Origin of the sequence: Rothia amarae, from assembly GCF_014705945.2 — a bacterium.
GTDB lineage: Bacteria > Actinomycetota > Actinomycetes > Actinomycetales > Micrococcaceae > Rothia > Rothia amarae.
The window spans coordinates 23,700-48,508 of sequence record NZ_CP062957.1 but is presented as its reverse complement, the minus strand read 5'-3'; the positions used below and the strand labels follow the sequence as shown (position 1 = coordinate 48,508).

At 50.8% G+C, this 24,809-nt stretch carries 17 protein-coding genes; 12 read left to right on the top strand and 5 right to left on the bottom strand.

Going from position 1 to position 24,809, the window contains the following annotated elements:
• Position 1: 1 nt before the first annotated feature.
• The 10 genes from IDM48_RS11440 to IDM48_RS11395 all read left to right on the top strand — a co-directional run bounded on the left by IDM48_RS11440 (position 2) and on the right by IDM48_RS11395 (position 11,834).
• Positions 2-634 carry a hypothetical protein gene (locus IDM48_RS11440; RefSeq protein ID WP_202939928.1) on the top strand — a complete coding sequence of 211 codons (633 nt, stop codon included), beginning with the start codon at positions 2-4 and terminating at the stop codon, positions 632-634.
• Positions 635-669: 35 nt separating this feature from the next.
• Positions 670-1,839, top strand: coding sequence for a MinD/ParA family ATP-binding protein (locus tag IDM48_RS11435; RefSeq protein ID WP_202939927.1), 1,170 nt, complete (start codon positions 670-672; stop codon positions 1,837-1,839).
• A 34-nt stretch (positions 1,840-1,873) separates the two neighbouring features.
• Entirely contained in the window at positions 1,874-2,236 is a 363-nt protein-coding gene (locus tag IDM48_RS11430) for a hypothetical protein (protein WP_202939926.1), read from the top strand.
• A 65-nt stretch (positions 2,237-2,301) separates the two neighbouring features.
• A complete protein-coding gene (locus tag IDM48_RS11425; protein ID WP_202939925.1) occupies positions 2,302-3,156 on the top strand; it encodes a hypothetical protein in 855 nt (284 codons plus the stop codon).
• 3 nt (positions 3,157-3,159) lie between these two features.
• Positions 3,160-5,352, top strand: coding sequence for a hypothetical protein (locus IDM48_RS11420; RefSeq protein ID WP_202939924.1), 2,193 nt, complete (start codon positions 3,160-3,162; stop codon positions 5,350-5,352).
• Positions 5,353-5,358: 6 nt separating this feature from the next.
• Entirely contained in the window at positions 5,359-7,104 is a 1,746-nt protein-coding gene (locus IDM48_RS11415; protein ID WP_202939923.1) for an SCO6880 family protein, read from the top strand.
• A 16-nt stretch (positions 7,105-7,120) separates the two neighbouring features.
• The gene (locus IDM48_RS11410; RefSeq protein WP_202939922.1) at positions 7,121-8,800 is read left to right on the top strand and encodes an ATP/GTP-binding protein; all 1,680 of its coding nucleotides are present in this window, start codon (positions 7,121-7,123) and stop codon (positions 8,798-8,800) included.
• A 22-nt stretch (positions 8,801-8,822) separates the two neighbouring features.
• Positions 8,823-10,700 carry a type IV secretory system conjugative DNA transfer family protein gene (locus IDM48_RS11405; protein WP_202939921.1) on the top strand — a complete coding sequence of 626 codons (1,878 nt, stop codon included), beginning with the start codon at positions 8,823-8,825 and terminating at the stop codon, positions 10,698-10,700.
• Positions 10,701-10,718: 18 nt separating this feature from the next.
• Positions 10,719-11,438, top strand: coding sequence for a DUF4913 domain-containing protein (locus IDM48_RS11400; protein WP_202939920.1), 720 nt, complete (start codon positions 10,719-10,721; stop codon positions 11,436-11,438).
• A gap of 66 nt (positions 11,439-11,504) precedes the next feature.
• Positions 11,505-11,834, top strand: coding sequence for a hypothetical protein (locus IDM48_RS11395; RefSeq protein ID WP_202939919.1), 330 nt, complete (start codon positions 11,505-11,507; stop codon positions 11,832-11,834).
• 71 nt (positions 11,835-11,905) lie between these two features.
• Here the strand turns inward: IDM48_RS11395 and mobF are convergent, their stop codons facing one another.
• The gene (gene mobF, locus IDM48_RS11390; protein ID WP_202939951.1) at positions 11,906-17,191 is read right to left on the bottom strand and encodes a MobF family relaxase; all 5,286 of its coding nucleotides are present in this window, start codon (positions 17,189-17,191) and stop codon (positions 11,906-11,908) included.
• Positions 17,192-17,882: 691 nt separating this feature from the next.
• The gene (locus tag IDM48_RS11385) at positions 17,883-18,419 is read right to left on the bottom strand and encodes a hypothetical protein (RefSeq protein WP_202939950.1); all 537 of its coding nucleotides are present in this window, start codon (positions 18,417-18,419) and stop codon (positions 17,883-17,885) included.
• A 586-nt stretch (positions 18,420-19,005) separates the two neighbouring features.
• Between IDM48_RS11385 and IDM48_RS11380 the strand changes: the two genes are divergently transcribed.
• Both IDM48_RS11380 and IDM48_RS11375 read left to right on the top strand, forming a co-directional pair.
• Positions 19,006-19,371, top strand: a complete 366-nt coding sequence (locus IDM48_RS11380) for a hypothetical protein (RefSeq protein ID WP_202939949.1) — start codon at positions 19,006-19,008, stop codon at positions 19,369-19,371.
• 64 nt (positions 19,372-19,435) lie between these two features.
• Positions 19,436-20,179 (top strand): hypothetical protein, encoded by a 744-nt coding sequence (locus IDM48_RS11375; RefSeq protein ID WP_202939948.1) that lies wholly within the window; start codon positions 19,436-19,438, stop codon positions 20,177-20,179.
• Between the two features lie 5 nt (positions 20,180-20,184).
• Here the strand turns inward: IDM48_RS11375 and IDM48_RS11370 are convergent, their stop codons facing one another.
• From IDM48_RS11370 to IDM48_RS11360, 3 genes are all read right to left on the bottom strand, one after another.
• Positions 20,185-20,664, bottom strand: a complete 480-nt coding sequence (locus IDM48_RS11370) for an HNH endonuclease (RefSeq protein ID WP_202939947.1) — start codon at positions 20,662-20,664, stop codon at positions 20,185-20,187.
• A 9-nt stretch (positions 20,665-20,673) separates the two neighbouring features.
• Entirely contained in the window at positions 20,674-20,961 is a 288-nt protein-coding gene (locus IDM48_RS11365) for a hypothetical protein (RefSeq protein ID WP_202939946.1), read from the bottom strand.
• Between the two features lie 87 nt (positions 20,962-21,048).
• The gene (locus tag IDM48_RS11360) at positions 21,049-24,540 is read right to left on the bottom strand and encodes an Eco57I restriction-modification methylase domain-containing protein (protein ID WP_202939945.1); all 3,492 of its coding nucleotides are present in this window, start codon (positions 24,538-24,540) and stop codon (positions 21,049-21,051) included.
• Positions 24,541-24,809: the final 269 nt, after the last annotated feature.

Genomic DNA, 24,809 nt, shown 5'->3' with positions numbered 1-24,809 from the left:
GATGAAAAACTATCGAACACTCACCGCTATAAGTCTCACACCCCTGGCCTTAGCCACCGTCCTGGTCGGCTGCGGCACGCAACAAACCCAGAAAACTGAATCATCACCTGCTGCTGAGACCACAACCTCCGTCAGTATCAGCCCCAGTGTTACGGCCTCTCCCTCAAGCAGTACTCGCACTGTCGCTGATGGAACTTGCTATGACCTGAGCCAAGTAGACCGAACCAGCGCCACCGATGTAGCCCAAGCTTTCTCCGCTGTCTCCTATTGCTGGGACTCCACTCTTGATGGACGTACCACTGACGGGATGCTACGGGCTAAAGACATCATGTCCGAGCAGTTCTATCAAACTCAGGCAGAATCCCAAACACGGAACATGCTTCAAGCCCAGTTCAACGAAGCCTATAAACACGAGGGTTATACCAGCGTGAAAGTCTCTCAAACGCCAGGGGACACCAATCAAGATATTGACGGTGATAAAGCCGTGCGCGGTGTGAGCACTCAGTGGGAATGGACCGGGCGAGATGGACAGAATCTTCCCGGTGGACGCGCCCAAGACAACGTGTATTTAGAGAAACACAACGGGGTCTGGGAAGTAGTCGCAGTTGATAATTCCCTCTTTGAAAACGACTAAAAACCGTCAGCACTGGATTAGAAGAAGGAGATGTCATGAATAACCCTAGACCTCATAATCGGTCTTTGTCCTTGGATGCGAACACGTTCTCGGTCAAGACCACCCCTAAGCCCGCTCGTTCTATCAGAGAGGAATCAACCTCGGCAGAGGCTCCGGGGCATCCCTTTGAGCCAGCAGCTACCGAAGTAGCTGAGGCAGGGGAGGCTCCCTCCGACCATGTGAAGCCCCTAGCCTCTGCGCCTGATTCTTCATCTATTACGGATTTGGCTCTAGCTCCTGCCGAATCTGGGGCGGTGGCAACACGGCCGGCACAATATGGCTGGCAAGGTGTTATCAACCGGCTCACTTTCGGTGCGCTGAAGTTGAGTCCTTCCAAAGACGAGTTGATGCGTCGTCGAGGTATTGAAACCATCCAAGGTTCGCTGCCTCGTCCGATGACTATTTTGGTAGCTAATGCCGCTGGAGGTGCTGGAAAGACTATTACCTCTATCGGTTTGGCTGGTACTTTCGGTATTCACCGCGGCGGGGATGTGGTGGTGTGGGATAACAACGAAACCCAAGGCTCCCTGGCGTTGCGCACGAACTCGCAAGGTTCCACTCGTACCGTTATTGATTTGTTGGCTGCCGCTGCTGCATCAGGGGATATGTCGCTGGGGGAGTTAGCCCCGTTCTTACGCCGTCAAGGTTCCTCACGTTTTGAGGTGCTGGCCTCTTCAACAGACCCGACCGAGATGAAGCAAATCGGCCGGGATGAGTTCAATACGGTGCACTCGTTGTTGTCTCGTTTTAAGCAGCTGATGATTGTGGATTCAGGCAATAATTCCTTAGCCGATAACTTTGTCGCTGCCGCTGAATCTGCGGACTTACTCATTATCCCTACCTCGCTACAACGTGATGGTGCTCAGCGGGCCCTGTGGACTCTGAGGACTTTATATGAGGCGGGGTATGAGGATTTAGCGAATAACGCGATCATCGTCATCACTGAAGGTTCCAAACTCAAGGAGTCCGCCAAGACTGCGCAGGAGATTCGGGAGACTTTCGCGAAGAAGCTCGATGTGATTGATATTCCCTATGACCCGCATCTGGACCGGGGCACGGAGATCGACCTTGAGCTACTGGGTGATAAGACTCGTCGGGCTTACGAAAATTTGGCCGCGTTAGTGATGGTTCGCTTACGCGGTCTGCACCCAAAAGATAACCACTAAATACATACACACTATTTCTAAGGAGAGACACATTATGTCTGTTTCAACTACTCTTGCAGCTTTCAAAGCTGAGGCGATTATTGCCTCGGGCAACCTGGTTGCTGTTGAGAACCCCTTCCAGGGTGAAAACCCTGATTTTGAGTTCTTCGGAGTTCCGTTCAAGAACGCCCTGGTGGGGTTGGTGACTGGTCTGTGGGGCGTGGTCATTATCGTGCTGGGCGGTGCGTTGTTGTGGAATGCCGGTAAGTGGGGCTGGGCTCGTCAGCGGGGTATGTCTGATGACATGGAAGACGGTGCAACCGGCATGAAGCGCTCAGGCGTGGCTTTGCTGGCTGTGGCCCTCTTCGGTGTCATTATTGGTGCGATTTTGCAGGTCACCGGTAACTTCACCGCCTAAACACCCCTCGTTTTCTTAGTTTGTTTTTCTTATATCCCAGTCCTGTTGATTGAAGAAGGTTGTCCGTGATGGAAGATATTCGCTCGAACCGTAAGCTGTGGGCCGCTGGTGCGCTGGTACTGGTTGTTGTGCTGGTGCTTGTGGTGTGGTTGGCCCGTGGGGCCTCTGACGGTGAGGCTTCTTCTGAGTCATCGGTGTCTGCCGCTAATGATGCCTCTAGTGATCTTGGTGTGGTTGCCGGTGCTGGAGGTTCGAGGGTAGCTGATGATGGTGTGACGGGGCTGGGGTATGAGAATACGTGTAAGGGCGCGGTTGAAGCTGCTACCAGCTACGCGAAAGTATTAAGCACTCGCTCCTTAGACCTTCCCCAAGGAACAGATAAAACGATTGACGAGATAACAGTTGATTCGGATTACGCTAAAGCTCGCAAAGACTACACCTCAATGCAAGAAGTCCGTCAATCCGTTTCGTCCAAAGAGCTCAAAGAACTAACGGGAAAAAACAGCGAAACATTTCATCCCAACTGGTCTGGAAAATATCTAGTCCGCGATTGCCAGCCCGAACAAAACGCCAAAATTTCTGTTGCTGGGGTTTCTCATATTCAGGACTCCACCGGGTGGACAGCTCCCGATAGCTATTCCTACTATGCCGTCACTTACGACATGGTTTGGGTAGATAACGATTGGAAAATCCAAAAAGCATACGAACCAGGAACGGATGTTAAAGAGCCCATCCTCACAGAGAATCTACCCAAACCTGAAAAGGCCGATACAACGGTTGTTACCTGGTCTAAAGATCACTTCGAGACCAAGACCGAACAACAAGAACGCGTGGTCATGGACTCAGCCGCCTTTGAAAAAGCTTTCGAGGGCGTAGAGCCTGATATTACGCGCTGGTACAACTTTTCTGAGGCGAACTAATCTATGACGACACTGAACATCAGAAGCCTTCTCTCAGCTTTGGTACTGGCTCTAGTTTTACTTCTGGGGACTGGCTCAGCATTTACTACTGCTTTGGCAGAAGAAGCCTCAGGCAAAGTGAGCCAGGAACAGCTCGATAAGTTGGCTAAGGCAAGTCCTGAAGACCGCGAAAAGGTTCGCACGACTGCCGTGGATAAGTACACTCAAGAGTTCTGTTCAAAAATTGCAGATGATGCAGTAAACCTTCCAGGGCAAGATAAAAATCAAATCTGTAAAGATGAGATTGGTGCCAATATCAATAGAATTATTGATACTCCTGAAAAGGGCGTTAAAGGTGAAATCGATCTTCAGCAGATTTGTGGTGCCGCCGGTTCAGAGGTTTCGAACTGGGGGCTGAAGAAGCGCTGTATCTCGGATTCGGTACAGAAAGTTTTACCGGCTGCTCTTAAGGCAACTGCTGCTGGGTTGATGGTGAACCCAACCATCGCTGGAATCATCAACGCAGGAAAAGCCGCCGAAAAAGTCACCGAATACATCAAAGACCCCAAAGACCCCTTCGAGATGCTGGTCAACCACGCCCATGAAGAAGCCGTGAACTGGACCGTCAAAGTCATGGACACCGCCACCGGCTCCACCGACTTCGACCCAACCCAGACCTGGTTTACCCAATCCTGGGCAGGAGCAGCCGGTGTCGGTATTCTGCTCATGGGCATCATGCTTCTGCTCATGCTCAAAGACCTCGGCAACGGCGATATTGACGAAGACGAATTCCGCAATTCCCTACTGCGCTGGGGACCGGCTGCGGTGCTCATGGCAACCTTCGGCCCGGCCCTGATGGGCAAACTCACCTCCGTCATGTCCGCTCTAAATAGCGGGGTGATAACTGCTCGCGGTGATGACCTCACCTCCCGCATCATCGACTTCGTGAACACTCTAGCGGTTCTTGATTCAGGCTCTGGTTTAGGGCCCTTACTGATGATTATTATCTTCATCGTCATGATTATCGCCGCCCTGATGCTCTACGTGGTCTTCCTCATCCAGCACTTCGCGCTGATTATGCTGGCCTACGGTATCGCTATTATGCTCGGGGCACTCATGAACCCTAAATGGCGTCCCGGTCTACTCAAAGCCGCCTCCACCTGGATAACGGTACTGTTCTCTAAAACAGTGCTATTAATCATGATGGCTTTGATTTTCACCATTGATTTCGCCTCCATCGCCCCGGACGACGGTTTAGAAATCCTCTCGCAAACAGTCATTGTTATCTTGGCTATGGGCGCGGTGGCGTTCTCTCCGATGATTTTGCTCAAGTACGTGCCGATGGTTTCTTCCCCCGGCGCGGTAACTATGCCTTCAGACCCGGCGGTGGCTTCATACACTGGGGGTGGGTCAGGTGCTCATTCAGAGACTACCTATATGAATGAGCAAGTCACTCGCGGTAATGAGAAGGCCTCGGCGCCTGTTCCTGTGTCTACTGGTGCCAGCTCTACCGGTGCTTCCGGGGCCGGGGCTGCTGATACTGGTTCATCGACTGGTGCTTCAGCTTCAACCGGCGATGGCGCTACTGGTATTTCCTCCGGAGCTCCTGCCTCTTCCACCCCTGCCGCTTCTGGTTCTTCCTCCTCGGATACACCAGCGGATTCTACTGCTACGGGGTCGAACTCGAATACTGCACAAGCGCCAGAGAATTCTTCTGCCGCTCAGACAAGCCCTGCTGCCTCCACCACAGGTTCTAATGCTCCTGCCGTCTCAGGTGCATCCACTGGGGTCGGTGCTGGCTCTGCTGGTTCGGTAGCTGATACCTCCGGTGATACTGGCGCAATCGACGCTGGGGAGGATTACTCTTCGGTAAAACCCGCCGCCGATAGCGGTTTCACACCCGCCGGGTCTCCAGTGACCGGGGGATCACCTGCTGCCGGTGCACCTGCTTCGTCCCCGGTATCTGCCACTGCTGCACCAACTTCAGCCCCTGCCGCTGTTGGAACCTCATCCGGTGTGGCTAGTGGGTCAGGTGCTTCCGGCGCTGCTGCCAGTGGAGGCGGTGCCGCTGCTGGTGGTGCTTTCGCTGGAGTTCTCCTCGCTGCCGCAGCCACCAAAAAAGCCGCAGATGCGGGCAAAGACACCCTGGTTGGTCTCAATGCTGAAGCGGCAAACTTCCAAGACTACAACTCCGACACTCAACCCACTGGAAGGTAGACAGACATGGCTCGCACAGTCACCCTCGGCGGTGAAATCGAATCCCGCGGAGTCTTTGGCGGACGCACCGTCCTTGACCTCATCGTCCTTAGCCTTGCCCTGGTTGTCGGAACGACCGCTTTTTATACGGTGGGCAATAACTCCTGGGTCTCCTTCCTGATCGGTGGTCTTATTTGGGCGTTAGGTTTAGCGATTACCTATCCGGCTCCGGTCTTCTTATCGGGTCGGTCCTTGGTGAACTATTTCGCTCAATGGGCCGGACGCAAAGTTCGCCGTCTGGCGGGGCAAAACACTTTCGTGCCCTCCCAAAACCGTCAGAGCTGGGCCGATGAACAACGAGCTGCCGATGAGGCAAATCCCAAGCTCAAACCTGCTGCTGTACGGGCTCGCGCTATCACCCGGGCGCGCCGGTGGGGGCTAGAAACCCCTGTTTTTGCTACCCCGGCCACCAAGACCAAGAAAGCCAAAGGTTCCACTCGGGCTAAACCTCAGAATAAAAAAGCATCAGCGGCCAAGAAATCTTCTTCGGGGACACCTAACGCACCTGTCTTTGTTGGCTCGGTGCGCTGGTTTGAGTTGGAGACCACCGGCGGGAAAATGGTTATCTTCAAACACCGCAACCGCCCCGGTCGAAAATCTAAAACCTACTTCTCTGTGATTCTGGAAGTCATCGGCGTACCCGGTGGCATTATGCGCGATTACGAGGCTGACCGGCCCTATATGGGTTTCGGTAAGTTCCTAGCCAAGCTGGCTTCCCCCCAATCGCTGGTTACTACGCATCAGCAGATTTCTCGGACTTTGCCGGTGGATTTGACTGAACATGTGCAGTGGGCCATGTCTAATGTCTCTGCCTCAGCTCCTGGTGTCACGCTTTCTTCCTATGAAGAGCTCATGCAACAGGTGAGCGCTGTTTCCGAGCAGCACCGAACCTTTTATGTGTTGAATATGATTGAGGACGCGAAATTCCGCCGTCGTCGGGATCTTTACGGTACTGGGGATGAGGCTGATGCGCGCGTGGTCTTTGAGGAAGTTCGTAAAGCCGCTGCCTGGGCGCGTAATCTCGGGGCTGCTCAATCAGTGACCGCTTTGGATGAGTCTCGTGCTGCTGCTTTGATTCGTTCCCTGCAAGACCCCTCTTTTGATATTGATGACACTCTCTCTCATGTGCCGGGGCAAGAGACCGATTTACTCTCTCTTAAAGACGCCTGGCAACTGTTGGACTGGTCAAAGACCACTGATTACACCACCGCTAACGGAACCTGGCTGCACCGTACCGGTTGGGTTCCTGCTGATGGTTTCCATGCTGATGAGATGAGCGTGCGGGCTCTGAAGGGTTTGATTTCCTCTGATGCTTCTGAGCCCTCCTTTATTCGTAGCGTATGCCTGACGACCAGGCTCATTGATGCAAAAAGGGCTCGTATGATTGGCCGCCGCGATTTGACCTCCGATGTCGCCCTGAAAAAACGCAAAGCCAAAAAAGGGCAAATTGATGATGGTTCCTCCGACGTGAAGCTTTCTTCCTCCCAGCGGCGCATGGTGGATTTGGCTCCGGCCTCAGGCCATCACGGTGCCCACTATGGGCTGTTTATGACAGTCTCGGCCCGCAGTATTGATGAGCTAGAGTCCGCGACTCAGGCGATGGAAGCTAAAGCTAGTGCCTGCGGTATTGACCGCATCGACTGGCTCAACGACCAGCAAGATACCGCTTTCGGGCTGACCCTGCCGCTGGGCCGGGGTATGAGCGAGAAATAAGACGAGGGGATAACTGATGATGAAAACGTTGTTGAAGAAAAAGAGCCAGTCCGCTCGGATTGATGAGTTGTTGTCCTCCTCCTACGCTGCTCGTACCTCAGCGGAAGAGCGAAAACTAGAAGAAGTCTCTGATACCTCAGCGGTGACTGATGCGGCCCTGGGTGAGCCGGTAGGCATCGTCAAAGATGAGAAAAAGAAAAAGAGCAAGAAACCTTTCCGCCCCAACCGGGAACAAAAACGGTCTGCGGCCAAAGCCGAACGCAAAGCTAAAGCTGCGCAACGGGCCCAAGAACGACATGCGCAAAATGCCAACCGCTGGTACTCCGGTCAACGTAACCTCCTGCTGGATAAGCTAGGTACCTATGAGCTCTTGCGCCCGGAGATTCGCTCAACCACCCGGCAAATGGAGGCCGGTCAGTTAGCGGTCTCCCAGTCACCGACCGGCATGAACGGTCTGCTCATGGGCACCGAAACTGAGGGAGATTGGCCGGTCTGCCACGATACGTTCACCTCCTACGGGGTAAGTATCACCTCCCCCAATACTGCGGTGCTCGGCGATGTCGGCGCGGGTAAATCTTCCTTCATGAAAACCTGGTGTGTTCTACGCCCGCTGATGCTGGGCCGGCGCGTGGTCATTCTGGATAAGAAATCCCAGACTGACCACTCAGGCCAAGAAATTGGCGTGGGCGAATACACGCCTTTGGCTCGACGTCTGGGGGTTGAGCCGATTCGCTTTGTCATCGGTGGCGGTGAAAAGGCGACCTGCATCAATATTCTGGACCCTGCTATTACTGCTGCGGTGAACTACAACCCAGATAAGGCTGCGGCAACCCCTGAAGGTAACCCGGCCAACCAGGCCATGTTATTGCGTTCCATTATTGCGGAAGTGCTCGGGCGCCCCTTGAACCCTAAAGAGGGTAAAGCGCTGCGTGTGGCCCATAAGCGGGCACTGTATCAGGCCAAAGAAGCTGATCGTGTGGCGGTCATTAGCGACATTATTGACCTGCTCAAACATCCTCATGAGGAGGACGCGGAAGATTTTGGTGGTACCGCTGAAGATTTGCGACTGTGGGGCCTTGACCCTGCCTTTGAGCTAGAGCGTATGGTCGAAGACGATCTGGCCGGTCTCTTTGATGGGCCCACCACACAGAATGTTTCTCTGACCGGTGGCCTGATGGTCTTTGACCTCTCGGCTCTTCCTGAATCTGGCCCGGCGCTGTCGGTGGTCATGACGATTATCAATACGTGGTTGGCGAATATGCTGCGTCATCAAAAGCGTATTGTTCCCACTCACTTGGTGGTGGAGGAGGCCTGGCACTTGGTGCGGGGCTCTTTTGCTGAGGTAACTCGTCAGAATACTAAACTCTCGCGTGGTTTGGGTTTGTCCTCGAATTTCGCCTTCCATCACCTCTCTGATATTCCCGCTGATTCTCCGGCGATTTCGATGATTAAAGAGTGCGACACGATTCTGTGTTACCGCCAGGCTCGTAGTGATGACGGGCAGATGATGGAACGTCTCTTTGATTTTCCTGCCGGTACTGCTCAGGTTCTTCAGGTGCTTCAAACGGGTGTGGCTTTGTGCAAGATTGGGACGAAGAAGCCGTTTGTGCTCAATCACCTGCGTTCTGATTTGGAGAAGGTTCTTACTGATACTGATGCGGGTATGACCTCTACTGCGACAACGACTCTGGTCTAAGAAAAGGGACGGGTTATTTATCATGGCTTCGAATACTGCACGGCGGTCTTCTTCCAAGGGTATTCCGCCCTTTATGGCGCTCTTCATTCTCCTTGCTGGCGCTCTGTTACTTTTCCATCTGGCGGTGCTGGCTAATGCGGGTGTGAGCGGCGGGGTAGCGCCGACGCTGGCTGAGACAACTAGCGCTTTGATTTCCTCACCGACGAATCCGGTGGCGGGGTTCCCGGCGGGGGCGCAGGTGGGAAAAATGGCTTATGTCTTCTTCGCCCTGCTGATTGGGCTGCTGGTTGGTGTTCTCTTTCTGCTGGGACTACTGTTTTCTTCAAATGCGAAGAAAGGCAAGGGACGCACTCGACGGGAACAAACAGCGACCGCTCACCGCACCTCCTACGCTCAAGTCAAGGACACTTTGAGTAAGAAAGCTGCTTTAGAATCTGCCAAGGTGCCCTTGCGGTCCTTGCTGATTCCGCCCAAGGCCACTAAGGAAGAGAAGAAGGAACTTGCGGCCAAGATTGATGCTTTGCCTGAATCCATGCTGATTGTGCCTTTGGGTAAGACAGTGGTGGAGAAGAAAGAGCTCTTTGGTCAGTCTGAAGACACGACGGTTGTGATTGCTCCGCCTCGTTCGGGTAAGTCTGCCCGTCTTGCCTCAGGGCGTATTTTGGATACTCCTGCGGCTTTCATGGCTACTTCTACCCGTCCTGACCTGTTTGATATTACGGCCGGTTCTATTGAGGAGGCAGGGGACCGGAAGACTTGGGTTTTTGATGTCTTTAATATGTCCGGTTGGAACCGGGTAGCCCGGTGGAATCCTATTGCTGGTGCCGAAGATATTGAGGTTGCCCTGCGTCGTGGTAAGGCTTGGGCTGGTGCTCAGCCGATGAAGGGCGTCAAAGGTGGGGATTGGTTTAATACTCGTGCTGGCAATATCTTGGGTCGTCTTTTCTTCTTGGCTGCTGTCTCCGGTAAAGACATGGAAGATGTGCTGGAATGGGCACATAATCTCGAAAGCGATTCCATCACCGATATTATTCGCAACTACCAAGATACCCCTGGGGTGCGCGCCGTTGGTGCTTATATGGCTAACCTTGTCTCACGCGGTGGTGATGATGGGAACTTCGCCGTCAAACAAGCCCTCTCTGAGCTACTAGAGCCTCTGTCAATTCCACGGGTTATGAAACAGATGAATGCTCCCGCAGGTGAGGCGTTCGATTTTGAAGCCTTCGTCAATAGCCGTGATGGTCTGTATCTTCTGGCTGACCCTGCCGCTCATAAGGGCATCGGGCCTTTGGTGTCGATGTTCGCCGCTGAAGTCATTGAAACCGCCCGGCGTGAATCAGTGAAAAAACCAGGAGGCCGATTCTGGCCGCCCTTTACTGCGGTGCTGGATGAGGCCCCGAACCTTGCAGCTTTCCCAGAAATGGGCTCACTGGTGACTACCACCGGTGGTAACGGTATTTCGGTGATGATTTTCGCTCAGGACCCCGAGCAGATTGTGGACCGCTGGGGACAAGCACAGGCCAAGGAAATCATGAACTCAGCTAACGCTAAATATTATTTCCCTGGGTTGGGTATTAACCAGTACACCGAAGAATTAGCCAAACTCGTCGGTGAATACGATTTGGAACGTTCGTCTCGGACTCGTTCAGAGCGCGGTGCCTCTTCCACCTCATATTCATTGGATGAGAAGCAGGTGATGACAGCCAAAGATATTAACGAGCTTCCTGCTGGTACGGCGCTGCTACGTTATCGCAACCTGGCCCCTATCCATGTATCTATGAATGCTTATTGGGAGAGGGAAGACGGGGCACATATCCAGGCTTTGCGGTATGAGACTGCTGTTTCGTGTGGTCGTGACCCGAAATTGAACGAGTTGAACCTCAACCTGAACCAACAATAAGGTACGGAGAAATCACTGATGAATCCTTATGAGGATGAAGACCTATCCTATGCACCAGAAGAACCGGACTTTTTAGCCGATGAGGTTCACCCTGGCGAGCATCTTCCCCCGTATCAGGAAAGAGAGGAACCTCCCTACGATTTTCCCTCTGATGAGCAAGAACCTGAAGAGGACGAGACGGCGGACCTAGGAAACACGATGACCTCAGATTCTTCTCCGGCGATTCCTGCGGTCATGCTAGAAATCGTGCAAACAGTCGCTGCCCATTCGGGACAGCTACAAGAGCAAGAACAAAGCATCACATGGCTATTAGATCAGTTCAAGGAAAAATCTGAAGACAAACCGGTGTTCTGGTCCTGGCGTTATGTCACCGGCGAAGACCGCACGATGCTCTGGGAAGAACTAACTAACTTCGTTTCGTGGATTAACCACCGATATTTTGCGGATTATCGCAGTAAACAGATTATCCCGTGCTGGTATCGGCATGGGGCTATCGTCGAAGAGCTGACCGGGTTGTGGGCGGCTTGGCGGGCGGCCTCGTTCAACGCCAAGAAACCCAATGCGAAGATGGCCGATTTTCACCGCCGTTATTTTTGGCCCACGATGGATAAGGTAGCGCTACTCTCAGATTCTTGTTCTAAGAAGGGTGAGCATACGGTATACGGGGATGGTCAGGTACGTGATGATGATGCGGGGATGAGTCAGTTTATGGCACAAGATGTTGAAGCGAATTCTTAACGCCTATAGACCGATAAAACTTCCAAAGTTATGATTGAAATCACACGATAGAAAGGTGATGTGAAGATGGTTTTTAAAAACTTTTCATCCTTTGAAACTTATGCATCAACAAAAGAGTTTTACGATGCATATCCCGAGTTAAAGAAGGGGTGGGCTTTTCCAGAGGGAGATAATCATCCTCCTAAAGGGGCTGACATCTGGGAAGCAAAAGATATAAACGGCAACTTGGTAAAAGATCAGGAAGTAGTAACTGTAGCTTTCCCTGAACATGAACATCACCGTTTGAACATTGAAGATGCATCAGGGGTTCTGGTGTCCTGGAACCGAGATACAGAATCTGTCACGGTGCTCAGTAAAAACATCACGGTAGGAGATGCCGTCAAGCAGCTTAGCTAACTAAGTTTTTATTGTAGAGAAAAGGGTGAACCCCTCTGAGGGTTCACCCTTTTCTCTACAATAAATGTGTTTTAACGATGCAAACCTCGGCTTGTCTGAAGCTCGGCATCCCATGAATCCTCGTGCTGTTGTTCATGTTTCTGCTGGTTAATTTGAGCTTGCAAATCCCTCACCGAAACCGGGTGTCTTTGCTTGTTTTCTTCTTCATGAAAAGTTCCAGAGGAACGCGAGATTTTTGCGAAGTCAGGTCGAATACCAACACCGAGTAGAGTCTCATCCACACGCCAACGAGAAGAACGAAGCTCTCTGACCTGAGCAGGAGTCATATCCTCGCTGACAATAGCGGTCTCCGGATTACTATCGCGGACCTGAGCATAATCGGTGTACACATCCTCACGACGAGCATGAGCAGACTCAAATACGCCCTGCACCGCATCAACATCAGCCTGGGTGCTCTTCACCTGTGAACCCAAGTCCTCCACAGTACGAGAAGCTGCCGCATACTCAGGGTCATTCATCATCCAGGAACGCTCTCCCTCACCAGGTACTTCAGTTACACCATACTTTTCAGCAAAAGCTCGTTGGGCTGCCTCAAGCTCACGCTCACGACCACCACGAGTGAAGAAACTAGCATCCTCGACCCGCGCCTGTGCTTGCTGCACTGGGGCATAATCAGAGGCCATATTCTGCATGAGCTGTTCTGCGCGTGCTTGGGCGTTTTGCTGTGCTGCACGGTAGGAGGCTTGGGATTGTGCCAGTGCTTCGGTGGCTGAAGCAAGTTGCGCTTTAGCTTGTTGCTCTGCACGGTAAGCATCCTCTAACTGACTCCACAGATTATTAACCTGCTGCATGTTCTCACCTTTTGCTGGTGTGGCTTGTCTGATGCCGCGTTGTCCCATGAGTTTTTCGGCTTGGGTAGGTTTCTCTGCTGCCCGCACCTGCATTTCAGTACCGGATGCGGAGAGCTTGTTCTCCACACTAGATTTCAGAGTCGAAGACAGACGAGAGCGCTTATGTACCTCAGTGACCTGCTGGGCCAGGTAGTCGCCCCTGTTTCCCGGACGAATCAGAGACTTTGGCACAGTCTGGCGGTCACCATCGGGGACCTTGTATTTCTGCCGGAAAGCTTCAACCTCAGCGGCAACCCGATACCAGTGCTTAGCGTTGCGCTCATGAGCCGGTACTTCACCCAAGCTCTGTGCCCAGGCGGGTTTCTCCGCCGCGATCTGCTGACCCCGCAACTGCACCAAATCCTTAACCTGTGCGTGCTCAACTTTGAGAACACGCTGCATAGACTCGGGCGTATAGCGGTCGTATTCCCAGAAGGAATCCAGGGAATAGCCACTCACACCCTTAGTAACCCGCTCAGGCTTGAAGTCTTTAGTTTCAACGGTGGGGACAAGTACCTCATCACGAACGGTCTTCTCCCATTGCAAGGCGTTCAGAATCGTGAAGTCATGGCCCGAACGGGGTTTCTCACCTCGGACGATAGCTTCCACATGTTTCTGTTCGGGGGAGGACCAGCGGCGGCGGGTGATCTCCGACTGCATGAGATTCATGTTCTCGGTGATGTGGGCGGCGGTCTTGGGGTCGGTTCGCTCGTTCGCCTCCAAGGCTTTGTTGGTGGTGGTGAGCATTTCGCGTAACCGGTCAGTTTTCACTAGAGCGTAGTCGCGGGTTGCCCAACGCTTATCCTCAATCTCTATCTCAGATAGGGGAGTAGTGCGCTTTTTGGCTGTTTCAATCAGCTTCTCTAAGGATTCGTCGGGGATATGAGCCAAGGGGCGCACGTCTTCACCAAAACGCTCTCGCAGGGATTCATCTCGCTCACGGACTCCGGCCACGCGCCATTGAAGAACAGCGGCAATATCTTCGGCGTCATCGAGTGGGTTCTGCTGCCAGGCGCGAGTGAAGACCGCCTCGGGGTCGAGTCCGCCCCGGTAAGTTTTAGCGAGTTCGTTCGCTAGTGCGCCCCATCCATCAGCGGTATAAATAGGCTGCGCAGCGTCCTCACCAATGGATTTGATGACGACATTCTTCATGGCTGATTCCATCGCCCCGGTTGCCAGGTCATCGTAACGAGCTAAGCGGGTTGCCACGTTCCGTTCGGCTGTCCGCTGGGCCGCTGTCTCTTCGTGGAAGGAGAGGTTACGGTCAAAGTTAGCGGTAATAGCAGCCAGTACGTCGTCGCGGCTAGTGCTCTCATCGGTAGCAACGTAGAGCTTATTGGATTCCCTGCCACGGGAGAGCGCAACATAGGCGGCTGCTCTATCGGTCGAAGCATCGACCACGGCGTGGGTGGTGTCCACGGTCGAACCCTGGGCACGGTTGATAGTAGATGCGTAACCCAACTGGACGTATTCGCCGGCGTATTCCGCTGGCACACCCACCATGCCGCGGTGGTTAGTATGCTGAAGAAGTAGAGCTCCGTCTTCTGCGATAGCCCGGATTTCCCAGAGGTCTCCATTCTTCACGAAGTCTTTGCCCTGGTTAGTCTTCAGCTGGTAGTTGTTCTTTCGAGTAAGAACCTTATCTCCTACATATGCGCAGGTTCCGTCATCCAGTAGCACACTCTTAGACTCGGATTCCTGCACTGTTCCAGCGGCTATCGCGGCGTTCTGCCCTAGAACATTCAGTGCTTTAACATCCTCATTAGTCCCGGCCAACATGAGCGAGTTCTTACCGTCCGCAACATCGGCAGTATAGGCGGCGAAGACATCAGCCACCATGCCTTCTTTGTTACCTGCGGTAATACGCCCGTTGTCCAGATACCAGCTAAAGGGCTTGTCCTCACCCACAAGGGATGGTTCACGGAGCGCAAGAGAGGCCGCTGCCTCCTCCTTATTCTTGAAGCGGAAGACGTCTTCGAGATAGATAGCCCCGGCCTTGGATTCAATCAGTCGCAGTGCTCCGCCAGAACCGATAGCGGAAAGCTGGCGGTAGTCACCGATGCCACGAACGGATGCGCCTTTGTCGCGGGCGGTATCGAGAATCTTGGCTAAGTCGGGTGTGGTGGCCATGCCGATCTCATCAATGAGAATCATGTCCCCAGATTTTACCTGGGAAGAGATAAGAGAATTGTCTCCCACGAAAGAAGCGATTGTGGACGCTTCAATTCCCAACTCATTCTTCATCACTGACGCTGCAACTGCTGTTGGTGCTAGACCAAAAACGCGCTGGCCCGTGGCGTGCACGGTGTCTACAGCAACCTTCATGGAGGTGGTCTTACCTGCACCAGCGGGGCCGATACCCACGACTAAGAGACGTTCGTCAGTGACGAAGGCGCGCGCCATACCTTCCTGGGTAGAGGAGAGCAGACCACCCTTTGCTTTGAGGTAATCACGTTGAGCGTCAAAGAGGTCATTCGTTGCCGCTGGGATAATTTTTTCACTGGTTGCGGCCGTAACAACGTTTCGTTCTGCCTGGTAAATACCAGTGGAGGAAAACAGTTCGGCATCCGCCCGGCGGTAGACGCTGGACCCGTCTGAACGCAAAGAATTATCTGGTAGATGCTTATCTTGTGCGAAGTCGTTGAGGGCTACTGACTGTTCAACGGTGGCGGCAACGGTGTTCTTGAACTTGGTCTCGTCTACACCAGGACCACTGGTCACGTCGCGGAAGTAGCGGAGGGTTTCTGCTTCAATGTGGGTACGTTTCCAGGTCGAACGGGTCTGCTCTAGGCGTTCAATGATGTTGGCCGCGTGTTCCATATCGGAGGTGGCGAGGGCTTGGGAGACACCTTCAATCACGGCTGCTGCGTGCTGGGTCGATGCGCTTTGAAGATGAGGAAGAAGGGCTTCGTTAGTAGGAAGATTCAGTCCCTTATCAGAAACGCTCTGTGTCCATACATCGTGCAATTCAGCCAAGGAACGCGCTTCAGATTTATGCGGACGAGTAGCCAACGTTGCTCGCTGAGAGAGCTTAATCCGTGCCTTTTCATTGGGTGCGTAACCGTGCTCTTCAATGTATTTTTTCTCTAACTCAGCCAAGGTTTTCTTCACCTGAGTACGACGAGAAGAGAAGGCGTTAATGGTCTCTGGGTTGATACCTGCCAGTTCGTAAATCTTCCGGCCCTTACGCTCATTGCCCACAAATTCCAAGCCAAGGTCAGCGTGAATGTACTCAGCAATCTTGGAATTATAGAGCTCAGAAGCGGCAACATTATGAGCGTAGAGCATCCGCCCATCAAGGGTAAGCCAACGACCGTCCTTGCCTTGTACCTTGTTCGCAATCACCAGGTGGTCGTGTAGGTTGGGGTCGCCTTCACGGGAATCATAATGACGGAACTTGGTAGCAATCAACCCTGATTTTGTTTCTTCCTGACGAATACCAGCGGCACCACGACGAGTGTACACAGCGTTATCTTCCAGGTAGGTCAGTGCATCAGCGATAGCCCTCTCATGCGCTGCTTCGATACCTCTGCGTAGACGTTCATCACCCAATCCCCAAGCGATAGAAACCGACTTAGTGGGGGTGAATACCAGGTCAAAACCGGCAACAGTTTGTTGTTTGGGTTTGCGTTGGGACGCTACCCAACGGGTGAATTCTTCGTTGGTTCTGGGGGAGCGGCGGTGCTCTTCCCGGAACATTTGCCCGCCTACGCGGTTGAGGATTTCACGCTTTTCACCCTTATTAGGTTCACGGGAGTTTTGCCGGTTAAAACGTGCGTGTTCTTCTTCAAGACGTTTGATAAAAGGTGTTTTGGTCTCAAAAGTGTGTGGGGTTTCTGCTGCACTCTTTAGAGATTTTGCGGCTTTGACTTCGCGTTCAGCGGTGGTTCGTGCGCGGGCTGATTCAGCCTCAGTCATCGAATAGTTGGCTATAAACTCACGCTTGAGTTCAGGTAGAAGAGACGCATCAAAGTACCGCTCATCAGTTCCTTTAGCGAAGTCGTTACCAGCATTTTTGTATTGCTCTAGACGATAGCTAACAGTGCGTGGTGCGCATTTCTTCTCTTGAGAAATTTCTTCTGAGATCTCATTTTGGTTCTTACCTTGGCGCAATAAAACATGAATTTTCCATGCTTTCTCTGCTGCTTCTACCCGTGCTTTTTCCATGACCGTATGACGGATAAATTCAGACTGATTCGGCGCAGAAGCTAACAGTTGTGACAACTCATGGGTGGTTATTGGTAGCGCGTTTCCGGAGAAAAGAGCGCCCATCTGTTCTTCTGTGACTTCACCGCTTAGGGCTAAAGATGCAGCACCAGAGCCTAGCCATTGACCCGGCGGCATGCCCTCGACCGTGTAGTAATCACCCAGGGCGCGGTTAGGGTCGCGTAGTACGTCGCCAGTGGCTACTTCACTGGTGTAGTACTTAAACCCCTCTCCGGCTGAGAGCTTATGCACGGTCATCATGGCTTATATTTTAGCAGGTCGTTATTCTTACTTAATCATAATAGCAGTTCCTGATTTATTGGATGCATGAGGTGTAACGATAAATAGAGCGAGAAATGAGTGATGCTGTGCTCGAAAAGAGCAGACACAGGTTCTGAGGAGGAACGACGAAGAAACGTCTGCGAAAAGAGGGCAAGTGCACAGCACCAGGCGTTGGTAGCTTGTTTGATATGCGCGCCATGTAATGTGCCAGTGAGGAACGAACGACGCACAAGAGCACGGCGCATATCGAAGAAGATATGAAGCTCTAAGAGTCCGGAACGATAGTGACGCGATTTTGCACCAGAGGCCAGCCTGTGTGCACTGAGAGCGAAAAGAGAATCGAGTGTGGAGGAGCTTGCGGGGGAAATACGAGAGGCTCTTTGAGATCGCAGTTGTGCATCAGGGCTGAACGGTGCGTGTGTGCAACCTGTGGGCAGTAGCAACCAGGGAACGTGCGAGGAACGAGCACAAGAGTGAACTGGTGCTGTCCATAGGTTGTGCACTACCGCAAAGTGTGCCGACTGTGTAAAATCGAACACGCGAACGCGAAGCGTCCGCCCCACCGATAAGGTGGGGCGGACGCCGTGACCGCTAGGTATGTTCCGTTGTTGAGAGTTATAGATACTAGTTCTATCTGTAAAACTTAGCCCGGAACATACCTTTCTTATCTTTAGATAGAGTTCTGAAGAATTGTGCTCCAGCACTTTTGAGAAGTACCCGAAGACTTATGAAACTCTCGTAAGTCCTGCTTCAACTCCTGAAACTCAGACTGAGACATTTTCCACTCTAACCCCTTCTCGACATCTTCTTGGGTGAAATACCCACACCCTAAAAGATTGAACTTGGTAGCTACCGCAGAAATAAAAGCGTGTGCATCATCTTCCCAGCACATTGTCTCTACCACTTCATTAATCTCTAACCGGCTCGCTTGCTTATGAAGGTCAAGAAAAATATCCATTCCTTCTTCCACCTCATTGCCCACCGCTAAAATTTTCCGGGTCGGAATATCAGCATGAGCACCGGACAAAGTAACTGAAGTGTATTCACCGACCCAATGGGCGTTAAGCCAGAGGCGACCTACCGATGAATGAAAATAAGCCACGCCCTGTTCTGGAGATTTCAGGATCGCCTTTTGTAGCTGGTAGCGCAATGAACGAACAACGAATGCACTGGGGTGCATGGTGCGGGAAACAATAACCTGAGTCATGGTGTTTTCTCCTTGTTTCTTGTGCCGGCGGGAATGGTTGAGCTGTTCTCAACCTGTACCGTTTCCCTGCTGGCAAGAAAAGTGCGAAGCTCTAAGACCGATGCACTGCAACCCGGATGGGGAGTGCCGGGGCGCAAATATTCTGAGGAAATAAGCGAAGCGCCGAAGAATATTTGTCCCCTGGTGCTCTGCTGGAGATGACCCCGCCGTGTCCAGAAATTATTCCCCCCTGGGGTGCGAGGAACGAGCACACCGAGATAAAGGGACGAATAATTTTTGGACACGGCGGGGGTATCGAAGGTATTGCGGTGTGAGGGCGTGAGCGTACACTTTGATGCCAGCAGGTGGGACCCGTAGCGCACACGGTTTTCAGCCCGAACCTTTACCACCGTGGGTCGTGCCGTGACCTGTGGTCTGTGAGCCGGGGCTGAAAAGCTGTGCTTGCTACGGCAGAAGACACAGCCAGCTGAGCTTGCGAAGATGCCCTTTTCCCTGGACTTCTTATCTATTAATCAGCAGCAGTAATAGATAGAATCAAAAGTAAGAACGAACAGTACTTCTAGATCACTCAAAGGATTTACTCGTCATGGCAGAACGTAAGAGTACCCGCGCTATCAACGCACGCAAAAAAGCATTAGAGGCAGCGAAGGCCTTCCAGGAACGTGAAGAACGTCTGATTTCTTTAGCGGAGGACTTCTTCAAGATTTTTGAGACCAATGGGTCTGCTGCTATTGAGAAGAAGATTGCAGAGTACGAAGCAAAGATTGAAGAGTTGCGCGCGCAGTTGGTTCAGGTTGAGAAAGATTCTGAGGTTGAACAGGCGAAGGTGGTTTCTCGTTTCAAGGATGAGGGCGTGAATAATTCTGAGATCGCCTCACGTCTAGATATTTCCACAGGTGATGTTCGTAAGCTTGCTAAAAATTTTGTAGACAGGAAAGACTCCGATGACTAATTCGTTCGGCTTACAGGAAAATGCGACTGAAGAGACTTACAAAGATCTCTTCCATAATGCTTAAATGGCATGGGAAACTTTTAATAAATTAAAAAAATCTTTACAAGATAATGGGCTGGATAGAAACTCTCCTGTATCTAGTTTAGTGAATAGTTCGTCATTCCAGCCCGACGCCGGGAATATTCTGCTTTCTTCAGCTGAAACTGCTGTCAGCAATCTGACGTTTCTATGCAATTTAATGCACCGCTGCATCCACGAAGAACTAGAGATGGTTCCTCTAGAGAGCATCGCTGCTATCTCGCGTGTGGTTCTCATTTCGTCTTCGCCTATCTTGTATGTTTTGCACCCAACTGACGAGGGAGAACAGAGAGATCACCTTAGAGAAGTGCAAGCCGCTAATTTTTATAGTGAAGATATGTACCTCAAAAGGGCAGAAAAATTTGCGGTACTTCTGGACTATAAAGAAGAAAGACGTCCCCGTAGCGAAAACCCCGGGCAAAAGATTACTGACACAGCAATGCTCAAGCGTGCAATGGATTATGTTATCGATCATGTTTACGGGTCGGATACAGATTCCATAAAAGATAGTACGGGTGAGGAAAAAATAGCTTGGATGTGGAACGTCTGGTCGGGACAAGCACATGGTTTATACTGGCCATTGATGCGTCCTAATAGGACTGGATATGTCTCTTCAGAGATCATGCCTGGTGAATACCCAGTGGATCTAAATCTGCTCACGACTCTGACTTGGAGAGCAATGGAAACACTACGAGATGCTTGCATGCCTCCCACTTCTAATCAGCAATAGGTGACTTAAAAAAGTAGTTCTTGACCCTCATCAAGATCACGCACAAAACGCTGCACCAACTCATGGTCATACCCACCTGACAGCACAGCATCACGAACCGAACGCGCCGCTGCGGCGCGTTCCTTCTTACTTCCCGAACGAAGAGCCTGAAAATTAGACCGACCACGCGCCGACCGCTCCACCATGTTCACAGAATGGTCCCCTAACCGCAGGTGCGTGGAATCATCCCCGGTTGCTTTCACACACAGGGGGTTATCACACCGATGAAGCACATACTCCTGTGCCTCTAACTCCTTGCCCACCACAAGCTGCATAGCAAAACGATGAGCACGCAACACACGCTGTTTACCCGTTACCGGGTCTTTGACCCAAAAACGGCCGTACCCGTCATCGCCCACAGCACCGCACCAGAGCCAACAATGATGAGACTTCGGGCCCTTGAGCACATGAGAGAAAAACCGATCTGCTAAAACATCAGAGACCATAAGAATGTTCTAGCGTCCCTCTAAGGTTGCTTCGACCGCTTCTAAATGATTCGTAATCTCGGCCACCTTAGCTAACTCCAAAGAATGCTCAACCCCTCCCATACTCAAATGCCCTGAGGTGGTTTCCTCCATCAACTCCTCTAACCGGGAACTCAAATATAAACAGTGCTGATCTAAATCATCTGTACTCAGTCTTTTACGGATTTGCTCAGCCCAAAAATCAAGATCATCGAACTCCGGCCGGACCGAGGAAATCATCTTTTCAGTCTCTTTCGCTCTATCGTAAGAATAAATCACAGTGATTAGCCTTCTTTCTTTCCAATCTGCCTAAATTAAAAAGTCAAGAGCTTCACCAATCTGCTAGATTGGTGAAGCTCTTTTAGCCTAAAATAGAGGCGCGTTAAAGTCTTCCGTGTTAGGTTTTCTTCTATCTATTTTTTTCGAGCGTTTCTCAGCTGTAGGCTGAGGTTCATAGCCTTCGAATTCATCGATTATTTTCAGAACTATCTCGTCCATTTCGCGCTGAAGAGAAGCCAAATTTTCTTGCACTTCGTCTCTAGACAAATGCCCATTTGGATTAATTGCATCCGATAATGCTACGAGATCAGACATATGTTGATTAGACGAATCATAAAGTGGGATGGGCAGCCTATTCAAGGATTTAGGTGATACTGAGGTCGAGCTTATAAATGAAACGAGTAAATCCTGCATTGGTGTGGAATTGTGCATAGCAACTAGATATAGGCCTTCTTCTCTACTTCCAACAGCACAGAAATTTAGCTTGTGATCTACCAATGGTTTGATCACACGCCCAAGTTCTTCGTTATAGGTAGCCTCAATCAGTGCGGCTGAAGGGCGTTCAGCAATTTCCCTCACGCCTACAAGAAATTCCTGCATCATATGCTTTGAAACGCCTTGTACCCTATAACGATCTTTACCTTCCAGGGATAAATCCCATGCTTTGCTAGGGGGGTTTCTATTGCCCATTACTTCATCATTTGAGCTTAACCACTTATACGTTTTTTTGTATTTTCTCGATAACTCTCTTCGTGTAAAAGCATGAGTTATTTCCTCAGGGTCATGCGGGATAACTACATGAGCCGAAGGGGATACATGCCATGCTCCGAGGTCTCTACCTAGAGCTAGCGGGTACACGAGGTCATTCTCGATGAAGCTACTTTGCTTCTGTACTAAATTATTTCTTCCTCTGGAAGGTTCATTTTCAACTCTTACCAAAGATAGGTCTGTTTTATGACGCCTAACTTCAACAAAAAGTACCCCGTTAGCCCCTCTAGTATCGAGACCCTTGCCAAAAGTATAAGCATTCGTCCCTGAGTTGATGAGTGCCGCCGTTGAAGCATTATGGAAACTAAGAGCAGAGGTTGGATCTGTCTGTGACACGGGCATAAACTTACCAGCCGTTTCCACCAAACTAGGCCGGTAGCTTTTCCAGTTAGATTTATCTGCTTTAATAACAGATTTAGTGTTCCTACTCCATTTTTTACCCTCAATAGGGAATGATGCAGCTTCTGCTGTTTTAGAAATCAGAAAAATGGGAGTAGTTGACGCGTCCGGCTTAAATGGGTCGATAGCAGACCAGTCAGAAATAGACACTGGGTTGAACGCAACGTCAAAAGAGGTCGGATATAATTCCATGTCCCTTGGAGACGGTGCAAGGTGGAACTGCCTGAAAAGTTTACTCCCCGGATCAGCGATGGCAAGAGCTCTAGGGACTAAGAGACCAACGTATCCTCCAGGTTTAGCGTATCTAGATACGGAGATAGCGTAAACCAAAGTTGCTATATCTCCGTTGGGCGTGCTGTAGTTTTCGCCAGGCTGTCGTGCAACTTCCCACATGCCGCAACGGCGCCAAATATCTTCTGTTTGATTTCTCCAGCTGGCCGGTAAATTTTTCCATGAAATCCACGGGGGGTTACCTACTACAACATCAAATTTTCCGGCGAAAACAGGTGCGTATGCATTTTCAATAAGACGTGCCCAGACACCGTTGCGTCCTTGTTGCGCGAGGACAGCAATTTGCTTGAACAAATTTTTTGCAACAGTAATGTCATCTTCAAAGGAATAGTCTAAATCAATCGGCATATCACTTTCTGAAAAGTGATATTCGTATTCCTCAACAAATCGCTCCAGTGCACTGTTAACACTTTGGTTAGACTCTTCAACATCTTCCTCAAGCAACTTCACATCGCTAATACAGGATTCGATGATGTCACGTAGCTCAGCCACTTTGTGGCTGTTCTTCACAGAAAGCGGGATGGTGAAAGGCTCATCCAAACTAGTGTTCAACAAATTATGCTGTGGTAACGCTTCGTTACCACTAATAGCAGTCTGGTTTTTAGTAAGCTCTGGAACAATAATGCTATCAGCTCTCCAGATTGGGAGGCTGAGAGGGCCATTAAGGGACAAATCGCCTAGCGCGAGCACAATGTTAACACGGCATGCAGTAACCGCGACCGGGTTAAGATCGATACCGGCAACTGAATCCAAAACAGCCTGAATATCCTCAGCTGTAATAGTCTCTTGAGTCTTAAGTTCTCTTAACCGTTGACTAATAATGGGCAGAAGAAAAGTACCGGTGCCACAAGTTGGGTCAAGAACACGACCAGATTTAATCGGAGCACCTGCTTCTACCAAATCTTGCAGAGAGGCTTGAGCAAGCCAATGCGGTGTCAAGAACTCACCTAAAGACTTGCGTAGTTGACGAGGTATCAGACTTTGATAAAGTTCTCGTAAAACGTCTCCAGCTTTTCCTGGCCCAAATGCAGTTCTGGGGAATGCTAACTTATTGAGACCGGACACAAGTTCTCTCAACTCAGTTCTTAACGAATTATTGTCAGCTGCGCCTTCTGCCCACCAAGAAAAAAGATCAGCTTCAAATAGGTTAATAACCTGAATATCTCCTGGAAGCTGCCCATTCTCTAATGACTGTAGTTTTGCGATAAAAGCGTCATCATCTAGAGCACCCCAGGTGGAGGGAGCTTCCTCGGGGCAGTTTGCAGACACTGCAAGTAACTCTGTGGCAATCAACCTGCCTACTAGGGCGAAATATGTATGCAGGACAAAGAGCTGTTCACCTAGTAAGCTCGCTGTGGGGAACTGGTACGCAGCTTTTACAATATCTGCTAAATCTGACTCTCGGCTATCAAGGTTTCCGTAAATGATGTCCAGGGCACGACGCCATTCCTGGTACAAGGTCGTTGTTCTGTCACCATCAACACGAGTACCGGCTGCTTTAGCTAAAGCAGCAATATTTCTTTTGGCAATAGTTGATCCCGGCCCAAATAAGGCAGTTAATGATTTATCTGTAATTGGTGTCTTTTGGTGTGAACCTACTAACTCGAGGAACTGCCTGCAAGCAGAGGGGGAGTTTTCGACCCACCGGAATCGTTGGATGGCGGGTAAATCAACTTGAGGAGCAAACAAGGTATCTTGATGTTCGTCATCTGTGCTATCAACGATGAGAAATCCCCATTGCGAACCGTCTGAAACAACGGCTGTAAAATAGTCATCCCTAGTGGAGGCATTGCGTCGCTCATTTTCCAGATATTCAAGAGCTTGGTTTGCAGCATGCTCTTTATGTCTGGGAGTGCTTATGTCTTTTTCCCATTCGACAATCACACCGCCATAAGATCTGTCTAGTCTTCTGGAAGGAGCGCCCTTCAATGAAGTATTTTTTTCAGCCCTAGACGCTTTAAAATCCATTCCATACAAATCCTTGAGCGCTTGTTGGATATGACCGTGGATTTCCTCGCGGATTTCCTGTTCGTTTGATGCCCAGGCGCTAATTTCGGAAAATTTATCATACAGAGATTCCGCCAGCATGTTGAGGGTATCTCTAGCGGGGTGAGAGGGCATTTACGTTCCTAACAGTTCAAATAATGCAATATTCCCCTAACTCTATGCGGAAATCCCTGCGTTGAGAACCTGTAAGGAGCGCTCCCGCTGATTTTGGTTTAAAACTGATTCACCACTTTGGTTTTGATCGGATCTTGTCTGGTAAGTGCTATGCCAAAACTCATCTTTTACCGCTTAAGAAGCCATCCTATTCCTTTTCAGAACCCTGATCATTCCATTTGTCAACCATGTTCATCGGATAAAGCTCAATCCTTAGGACGGGTAGGTAG

What these genes read in the sequence shown, in the direction of transcription:
- IDM48_RS11415 (WP_202939923.1), top strand. Translation starts at nt 5,359, where the DNA reads ATGGCTCGCACAGTCACCCTCGGCGGTGAAATCGAATCCCGCGGAGTC.
- IDM48_RS11440 (WP_202939928.1), top strand. Translation starts at nt 2, where the DNA reads ATGAAAAACTATCGAACACTCACCGCTATAAGTCTCACACCCCTGGCC.
- IDM48_RS11410 (WP_202939922.1), top strand. Translation starts at nt 7,121, where the DNA reads ATGATGAAAACGTTGTTGAAGAAAAAGAGCCAGTCCGCTCGGATTGAT.
- IDM48_RS11380 (WP_202939949.1), top strand. Translation starts at nt 19,006, where the DNA reads ATGGCAGAACGTAAGAGTACCCGCGCTATCAACGCACGCAAAAAAGCA.
- IDM48_RS11405 (WP_202939921.1), top strand. Translation starts at nt 8,823, where the DNA reads ATGGCTTCGAATACTGCACGGCGGTCTTCTTCCAAGGGTATTCCGCCC.
- IDM48_RS11360 (WP_202939945.1), bottom strand. Translation starts at nt 24,540, where the DNA reads ATGCCCTCTCACCCCGCTAGAGATACCCTCAACATGCTGGCGGAATCT.
- IDM48_RS11375 (WP_202939948.1), top strand. Translation starts at nt 19,436, where the DNA reads ATGGCATGGGAAACTTTTAATAAATTAAAAAAATCTTTACAAGATAAT.
- IDM48_RS11420 (WP_202939924.1), top strand. Translation starts at nt 3,160, where the DNA reads ATGACGACACTGAACATCAGAAGCCTTCTCTCAGCTTTGGTACTGGCT.
- mobF (WP_202939951.1), bottom strand. Translation starts at nt 17,191, where the DNA reads ATGATGACCGTGCATAAGCTCTCAGCCGGAGAGGGGTTTAAGTACTAC.
- IDM48_RS11435 (WP_202939927.1), top strand. Translation starts at nt 670, where the DNA reads ATGAATAACCCTAGACCTCATAATCGGTCTTTGTCCTTGGATGCGAAC.
- IDM48_RS11400 (WP_202939920.1), top strand. Translation starts at nt 10,719, where the DNA reads ATGAATCCTTATGAGGATGAAGACCTATCCTATGCACCAGAAGAACCG.
- IDM48_RS11385 (WP_202939950.1), bottom strand. Translation starts at nt 18,419, where the DNA reads ATGACTCAGGTTATTGTTTCCCGCACCATGCACCCCAGTGCATTCGTT.
- IDM48_RS11395 (WP_202939919.1), top strand. Translation starts at nt 11,505, where the DNA reads ATGGTTTTTAAAAACTTTTCATCCTTTGAAACTTATGCATCAACAAAA.
- IDM48_RS11430 (WP_202939926.1), top strand. Translation starts at nt 1,874, where the DNA reads ATGTCTGTTTCAACTACTCTTGCAGCTTTCAAAGCTGAGGCGATTATT.
- IDM48_RS11370 (WP_202939947.1), bottom strand. Translation starts at nt 20,664, where the DNA reads ATGGTCTCTGATGTTTTAGCAGATCGGTTTTTCTCTCATGTGCTCAAG.